This window comes from Streptomyces sp. KR55 (assembly GCF_052245645.1).
GTDB lineage: Bacteria > Actinomycetota > Actinomycetes > Streptomycetales > Streptomycetaceae > Streptomyces > Streptomyces flavusporus.
On record NZ_JBQQCE010000482.1, the window covers coordinates 1 to 7,463 of the forward strand.

At 66.7% G+C, this 7,463-nt stretch carries 5 protein-coding genes and 3 pseudogenes; 6 read left to right on the forward strand and 2 right to left on the reverse strand.

Going from position 1 to position 7,463, the window contains the following annotated elements:
• Window positions 1–66 precede the first annotated feature (66 nt).
• Complete coding sequence (locus ACTWQJ_RS42540; RefSeq protein ID WP_443311770.1) at window positions 67–825, reverse strand: SDR family NAD(P)-dependent oxidoreductase; 759 nt, start codon at window positions 823–825, stop codon at window positions 67–69.
• A gap of 324 nt (window positions 826–1,149) precedes the next feature.
• Between ACTWQJ_RS42540 and ACTWQJ_RS42545 the strand changes: the two are divergent.
• Window positions 1,150–1,906 (forward strand): annotated as a pseudogene (locus ACTWQJ_RS42545) (transposase); the annotation flags it as partial.
• Between the two features lie 316 nt (window positions 1,907–2,222).
• Window positions 2,223–2,414: pseudogene (locus tag ACTWQJ_RS42550) on the forward strand (IS5 family transposase); the annotation flags it as partial.
• A 495-nt stretch (window positions 2,415–2,909) separates the two neighbouring features.
• Here ACTWQJ_RS42550 and ACTWQJ_RS42555 read toward each other — a convergent pair.
• Window positions 2,910–4,298 (reverse strand): MFS transporter, encoded by a 1,389-nt coding sequence (locus tag ACTWQJ_RS42555; RefSeq protein ID WP_443311771.1) that lies wholly within the window; start codon window positions 4,296–4,298, stop codon window positions 2,910–2,912.
• A gap of 373 nt (window positions 4,299–4,671) precedes the next feature.
• On the opposite strand from ACTWQJ_RS42555, the gene ACTWQJ_RS42560 reads away from it, so the two are divergent.
• From ACTWQJ_RS42560 to ACTWQJ_RS42575, 4 genes and pseudogenes are all read left to right on the forward strand, one after another.
• Entirely contained in the window at window positions 4,672–5,565 is an 894-nt protein-coding gene (locus tag ACTWQJ_RS42560; protein ID WP_443311772.1) for an isocitrate lyase/PEP mutase family protein, read from the forward strand.
• Window positions 5,562–6,410, forward strand: coding sequence for an SDR family NAD(P)-dependent oxidoreductase (locus ACTWQJ_RS42565; protein WP_443311773.1), 849 nt, complete (start codon window positions 5,562–5,564; stop codon window positions 6,408–6,410). The genes ACTWQJ_RS42560 and ACTWQJ_RS42565 overlap by 4 nt, the downstream gene beginning before the upstream one ends.
• On the forward strand, window positions 6,407–7,105 hold the full coding sequence (locus tag ACTWQJ_RS42570; RefSeq protein ID WP_443311774.1) for a GntR family transcriptional regulator: 699 nt from the start codon (window positions 6,407–6,409) through the stop codon (window positions 7,103–7,105). Before ACTWQJ_RS42565 ends, ACTWQJ_RS42570 begins: the two co-directional genes overlap by 4 nt.
• Before the next feature lie 92 nt (window positions 7,106–7,197).
• Window positions 7,198–7,463 (forward strand): annotated as a pseudogene (locus ACTWQJ_RS42575) (MFS transporter); the annotation flags it as partial.

A 7,463-nucleotide genomic window follows, 5' to 3' on the forward strand; every position in this document is an offset into this window, starting at 1 on the left:
GGGTGGCAGCAATGGATCCGGCGTGGGGGAGGGCCGTGCTCTCGGTGGTTTATCGCGGGCGCCTGGTCAGAGGTTCTGGCCGCCTGAGACTTCAATATCCTGGCCGGTGATCCAGCGCCCCTCCTCGGAGACCAACATGGCGATGACCATGCCAATGTCGTCGGGTTCGCCGATCCGCCCGAGCGCGAACGTCTTCGCCAGGTCCGGAATGATCTCAGGGTTCTTTGCGAAAGCATCATCGGCGAAGCGGGTGCGGGTGGCGCCAGGGGCGACGGAGTTGACGCGAATGCCGCGAGCGCTGAACTCCTTGGCCATATACCGGGTGAGGACCACCATGGCGCCCTTGAGGGCCGCGTAGACGGAGTAGCCGGGCGCAGTCACGTGGGGCAGCGTGGAGTTGCTGGTCAGGTTAACGATGGCGCCGCCGTCGGTCAGCAGCGGCAGCAGGGTCTGGGTGAGGAAGAAAGGGCCCTTGAACAGGGCGTCGGTGAGCTTGTCGAATTCCTGCTCAGTGGTCTCCTCGATCAACGCCATCCCGGCGAAACCCGCATTATTGATCAAATGGTCGAAGGAGCCCCGCTCGAAGGTCTCGCGCAGCGCGTCAGCCACGGCCTCGTGAAAGGCAGGAAAGCCTGCCGCGTCGCCGATGTTCAGGTGTAGCGCCACGGCGGTGCCGCCCAACTGCTCGATCTTGCGGACGGTATCCTTGACGCCCTGCTCGTTGGAGCTGTAGGTCAGGATGACACCGGACCCGCGCTTGGCGATCTGGACGGCCGTGCTCTGGCCGATGCCGGAACTCGCGCCGGTGACGACGGCTACCTTCATCTGTCGTGCCTCCTGGGCATCCGGAGCCTGAAGGCTCCGTACGGAAAGTGACACCTCAAGGCAACCGTGTCGCCGCACTCGCGAAAAGAAAGATCCTCCCGACCTCTTGCCCAATCCTGCTGCGCTCCTGAGCTGCCGGGCGGAGGTCCCTTTGCGCCCGCCGGAGAGGGCGAGAATGCTGCCCGTCTCCACGCGCGTCTGACTTTCTTGCGGACACCAGGCCAAACTCGACTCCACCAAACGCGTCCTTGACGAGGTGCGCCCGACCGAGGGGCCAGTACCGGTGGCCCTGCACCGGCACCTGGAAGCGATCGTCCCCGCCACGCTGACCAGGTCCGCGTCCGCCGCGACCTGCACCCCTTACGCGCCGGTGACGACACCGTCACCGACCTCAAGATCCTCACAGGCCGGCGCATGGACCTGGTCGCCGACCGCACCCGCACGGTCAACCGTCTGCGAGCCCAACTCACCGGCATCTTTCCCGGCCTGGAACGGGCGCTGGATCTCACCAACACCGGCCCGCTCACCCTGCTGACTGGCTACCAGACCCCCGCGGCCATCCGCCGGACAGGCAACAAACGGCTGGGGACCTGGCTGCGCAACCGCCACGTCGTCCGCGCCGACCGGCTCGCCGAGATCGCCGTCCAGGCCGCCGAGCGACAGCACACCAGCCTGCCCGGGGAGAAACTGGCCGCCGGACTGGTGCACACGCTGGCCAAGGAGGTGATGGCCCTCAACCAGCAGGTCGCCGAGTTCGACAAGGCCATCGAGGCCCGGTTTCGCGACCACGGCGCCTTTGAGGTGATCACGAGCATGCCCGGCCTGGGGACCATCCTCGGCTCCGAGTTCCTGGCCGCCACCGGCGGCGACATGACGGTCTTCGGCACCGCGACCGTCTCGCCGGCTTCGGCGGCGTCGCCCCGGTGCCCGCGATTCCGGGAAGATCAGCGGTAACCTGCGACGTCCTCAGCGAAACAACCGCCGCCTCCAACGCGTCTTCTACATCTCGACGTTGTTCAGCATCCGGCACTGCGAGGAGTCGCGCCGGTTCTACGACCGCAAACGCGCCGAGGGCAAGCGCCCATTCAGGCAGTAGTGGCACGGAGCGGGGACGCGCACCCCACGCCGACTCCATCACCGGGCAGATGTCATGCGATAGTTGACGACCTTCTCAAGCGTAGAGGAACGGCGTGCAGAAACGAACAAGGGAGGCCGACCGAATCGATATCACCAGGAGATCCCACTCAGGAAGAGCTACACCCACTTCCTGTGGTTGAGGTCCTCGGCTCGGGGCGCGATGTGGCTGGTCCAGTCCCTCGTCGCCCGCTGCACCCACGCCTACCCGAGGGAGCTCCACCCGTCAGGCGCACGCCGCCGTGGTGTCGACGGGTGGCGTCAAGGGATTCAAGGTGATTCCCCGCCGCTGGGATGTCGAGTGGACCTTCGGCTGGCTCATGCACCACCGACGCCTCGCCCGCGACTACGAAACCCACTCCCACCGCTCCGACGCCATAATCCACATCGCGATGGTCGACCTCATAAGCCGACGACTTACCCGCGAATCCACCCCGAACTGGTGCAACACCTGAACCTCGAACCCAACACCCCGCCAGCACGAAACGCTCTGTCAACTTGAGTTTCGACCTCAGCCGTCCTCGCGCATCAGCCGCCCCACGATGTCGTCGTCGGTCATCCTGCCCTCATGGTTCCTGGCGTCCGGTTCGCATTCCTTGGCCTCCCTGGCCCAGGCGTTCGGTCAGAGGTTGTGGAACACGGTCGAGACGAGCCTCCGGCGGGGTGGTGTTCCTGAACCGAGCTGAGCCCGTCCCGAGGGGACCGGGCCAGACCGCAGCCGTAGCCTTCGAGGCAGGGCTACGGGAAACCCTGCCGTAGACGCTCTATGAGGAGGCAAGGACGACGCCGGGGATTCTGAGCGAAATACTCCGCGCCGAGCGACTCGATCGGCCTTGGGGCCGAACCGTACCCGCTCCAGCGGGACGTAGTCGAACCGTTCGGCGGGAGCGGGCGGTAAATCGGCCGGTTCATGCCCGACCGTCAACGGACACTCTCACTCGAATACGAACTCACGCCGTTTCCGCGGCTGGCTGCTTGGCAGAGGAAATGCGTAGATCTGCCAAACTGTCGACGGTGCGCGTCTCCTTCAGCTTCCACACCGAGAACAATGTGATTAGACACGCCACCGCCATATAGATTGCGATGCTGATCGTACCGAAACGCATGAGAAGTGCGGTGGCGATCATTGGCGCGAAGGCGCCGCCGAGGACAGCGCCGATCTGAATCCCCAGGGACACCCCGGAGTACCGCAGCTCGGTCGGGAAGGTCTCCGCGAAGAAGGCCGGTTGGACGGCGTAGATCAAGCTGTGCAGCAGCCCCAGTGAGACCAGCATGGCGAGCGTGATCAGCCAGAAGGATCCGGTGTTCACCAGCGGCCAGAACGCGAAGGAGAACACTGCGAGTCCGCCTGCCCCGGTCATCATGACGCGGCGGCGCCCAACCCGGTCGGACAGCGCGCCGGCCAGTGGCAATCCAACGGCCTGGGCCGTCGAACCGATCAGGACCGCGCCGAGCAGCGTGCCCTTCGACAGCCCGAGGAACGTGGGATTGCTCCCGTAGGAAATCACAAATGCGACCAGGACGTAGTACGTCATGTTGATACCGAGGTAGGTGCCCACGGTCAGCGCGATCTCTCGCGGATACTGACGCAACACCGTCAGCACCGGCGAACGCGTCGGCCGGGCCGGCGCTTCGGTGGACGCCTTGCCCTGTTCGGCCTCCCGCAGCCGCTGGAAGGCCGGGGTTTCCTCGATCTTGAAGTGCAGGTACAGCGCCAGCCCCACCAGCAGCATGCTGGCCATGAAGGGAATCCGCCAGCCCCAGCTCATCAGCGCCGCAGGTGAGACGGTCGCTGTCACGGCGATGAAGCTGAGGTTGGCGAGCAGGATGCCGCCCGGCGAGCCGAGCGCGGTCAAGCTGCCGTAGAGGCCGCGGCGATGAGGTGGGGCCTTCTCCACCGCGAACAACACTACGCCGCCCATCTGCCCACCGAGGGAGAATCCCTGCAGAAACCGCAGCGCGACCAGCAGGATGGGTGCCGCCGTGCCGATCGCCGCGTAGCTGGGCAGCAGACCGATCATCGTCGACACCACGCCCATGATCACCATCGCGACCACGAGTGTCTTTTTTCGCCCGATGACGTCTCCGAAGTGCCCGAATACCACTCCGCCCAGTGGCCTGGCGATGAAGCCGACGCCGAACGTCGCGAACGACAGCAACACTCCCATCATCGCGCTCTGCTCGGGGAAGAACACGGCAGGGAAGACCAGCGCTGCAGCGGTGCCGTAGATGAAAAAGTCGTAGTACTCGATGCTGTTCGCGGCGATTGCGACCGAGGCGACTTGGACGATGTCGCGCTCGGACGCCTTCACCCCGGTCTCTGCTTCTGGCGTGCTCATCGGCGGCTTCCGCCTTCCTTGAGCTGAGACTTTAGAGACGTCGCACCTTGTCCGTTCATTGGCACCTCCGAGCTGGGTAGATGTGCGCTGCGTCAGGGAGAAAACCACGCACGGGGCGCCATGCGCAAGGGTTTGTACTGATCAATCCAATCGAACTTTAGAGAGCGAGAGGCTCCTGTCATGTTTGTTTATGGGCGGTCGTGACTTGATCTTTTGGCTTTGTCGAGCCGGCACCCGCCGAAGCAGGCCACTGTGACAAACATGTCCACGGCCCGAACCGCACCTGCTTGCTCTCCAGCGGTTACCCGCGGGTTGCCCATTGTCGGACAATCGACCGTTGACCATGGATCGGCTGTCGGTCACTTTTACCTCCATGATGAGGACAGTCACCCGCTCACACCCCGGTACGGCGGAGGTGCGTCTGCGGTTGCGAGAGCTGCTTTCGGAGCGGGGCTGCGTCGTGGCGCCCGGCTGCCACGACGCGCTCGCCGCCCGGATCGCGCAGGACGAGGGTTTCGACGCTGTCTACCTCTCCGGCAACGCCGCCTCAGCCGGGTTGCTCGGCCGGCCGGACATCGGCCTCGCCGGCCTGTCGGAAATGACCCAGCGAGCCCGCTGGGTCGCGAGCTCACTGCGGATACCGGTCGTGGCCGACGCGGACGCCGGCTACGGCGATGCCCACGCGGTCGCCCGGACGGTCACCGAGTTCGAGCACACCGGGGTGGCCGCGATCCATATCGAGGACCAGGACCTGCCCAAGCGGTGCGGTGCCATGGGTGGTGTGCGGATCGTGCCGTTCGACGACGCGGTGGCACGACTCCGGGCGGCGCTGGCCGCGCGCACGGATCCGGAGATGGTGATCATCGCGCGGACCGACGCACTCGCCCTGGGCGACCTCGACGAGGCGGTCCGCAGGGCCGAAGCGTTCGCCGAGCTCGGGGCGGACCTGGTGATGGTCGAAGACGTGGGTTCGGAGGAGCAGGTCCGGGCCCTGCCGGAACTGCTGCCCGGCATTCCTCTGCTGTTCGACGCCTTCGAGATCTGGCCCTGGACGGTCAGGAGCACCGAGGAACTCAGCGAGCTGGGGTACAAAATGGTGATCATGTGCCTGTCGACGACCCTGGCCTACGCCCAGGCGGCGCGCACGGTGCTGCGATCGATCAAGACCGAGGGATCGACCCGCGGGGTCGGCGACCTGCTGATGCCGCTCGGCGACTACGAACGGATTCTCGGCGCGGAGGAGTTCGATCTGGAGGGTCGGCTGTGAGCGGCGACGAGCAACGGGTTTCCCTGGTGACCGGCGGTGCCGGCGGCATCGGCAGGGCGATCGCGGAAGCGCTGGCGGGACGCGGCGACCGGGTGGCCGTACTCGATGTGGACCACCGGGCGGCCACGGAGGTCGCGCAGAGCCTGCCCTCGACAATGGGCCAGCGCCACCTGGGGCTCAGGTGCGATCTCCGTTCGGAGACCTCGGTGAGCGCGGCGTTCGAGAGCGCCGAGCGGGAACTCGGTGGTCTGCACACCCTGGTGAACAGCGGCGGCGTCCGCGAGATCGTCGATGTCGTGCGGATCTCGGTCGCGCAGTGGCGCGAGGTCATCGAGGTCAATCTGACCGGGACCTTCCTCACCTGCCGGGAGTTCGCCGTCAGAGTCGCCCGGCGCCGCGATGCCGCACCCCGGTCGATCGTGAACATCGCCTCGGTCGCGGGGCTGGTCGGCATCAGCAGCCGGCCCGCGTATTCGGCGAGCAAGCACGGTGTCATCGGGTTGTCGAAGAACCTGTCCACCGATCTCGCCAGGTACGGCATCAGGGTGAACGTTGTGGCGCCCGGAACGATCAGGACCCCGATGACGGAAGGGTACTTCGCCGATGAGGGGTTCGTGTCCTCGCTCTCGGCGGTCGTACCCCTGGGAGCGGCCGGCACGGTCCGCGACGTCGCCGCGGCCGTCGACTTCCTGACCGGAGCGGGGAGCGGGTTCGTCACCGGTGCTGTTCTGGCGGTCGACGGCGGGTGGTCGGCGGAGAAGAGCTACAGCGCCGATCCCGGCAGCGCGTACTTCGCTGGTGCGAACGGCACGGCGGAGCCCGGCCCGAGGGCGACGGTCCCATGAGCGGCGTCCTGGAGCGGCGCACCCTGCGGGAGCAGGTCGTCGACAGTCTGCGCTCGGAGATCGCCGCCGGCCACCTCCGGGCGGGCACGCCACTGGTGGAGACGGCCCTGAGCGCCCGGTTCTCGGTCAGCCGCGGCACGGTGCGCGAGGCGCTGCGGGAGCTGCACGAGCGCGGGCTCGTCGTGCACCAGCCGAGGACCGGCACCTTCGTCCGGCAGCTGAACGCCGAGGAGATCACCGGCGTCTACGAGGTCCGCGCCGCTCTCGAGGGCCGCGCGGCGATGGCGATCGCCCGGTCACCGCGCTGGGCCGAACACGCCGACCGGCTCGAGGAGTTCGTCGACGCGATGCACCGGGCCAGGGCGGAACCCTTCGTGAAGCGGATCGGCGTCGACATCGAGTTCCACCGCGAGCTGTGCCGCAGTTCCGGAAACACGACGCTCGTGCACAGCTGGGAGCTGCTCGTCGGCCAGATGGACAGCGTCCACTCCGGAATGGGCGAGTCCATCGTCGCGCCGCTGATGTCGACCGAGGACCACCTGGTCATCGTGGACGCGATCCGGTCCCGGGACGCCGGGCTGATCCAGCGCACCATCGACCGGCTGATGGCGCACTCGGCCGGGCAGCTCCTCGGCTCGCTCAAGAACCCCGGCCTCGGGACCACCAGCTTCGCGGACAACCGGCTGCCGAACTGAGGCGCCGGCCGTTCCCGTACACCTCACAGCTGTCAGCGGGCGGAGCTGTGCTGCTCACCACCCGGCGAAGGTACTCAATGAGGAGACCTGGCATGGCCAACGAACAACACCTGGATTCCCGGCAGCAAAACCGGAATGCCGTGATGGCGGGCTCGGCACCGAGGAAGGTTGTCCTCGCCAGCACGATCGGGACGACACTCGAGTTCTACGACTTCATCGTCTACGGAACGGTCGCGGCGCTGGCCTTCGACGAGCTCTTCTTCCCGGCCGCCGCGGCCGGAGCCGGCACCCTGCTCGCTCTGTCCACGTTTGCGATCGGGTTCCTGGCCCGTCCGGCCGGAGCCGCGCTGTTCGGTCA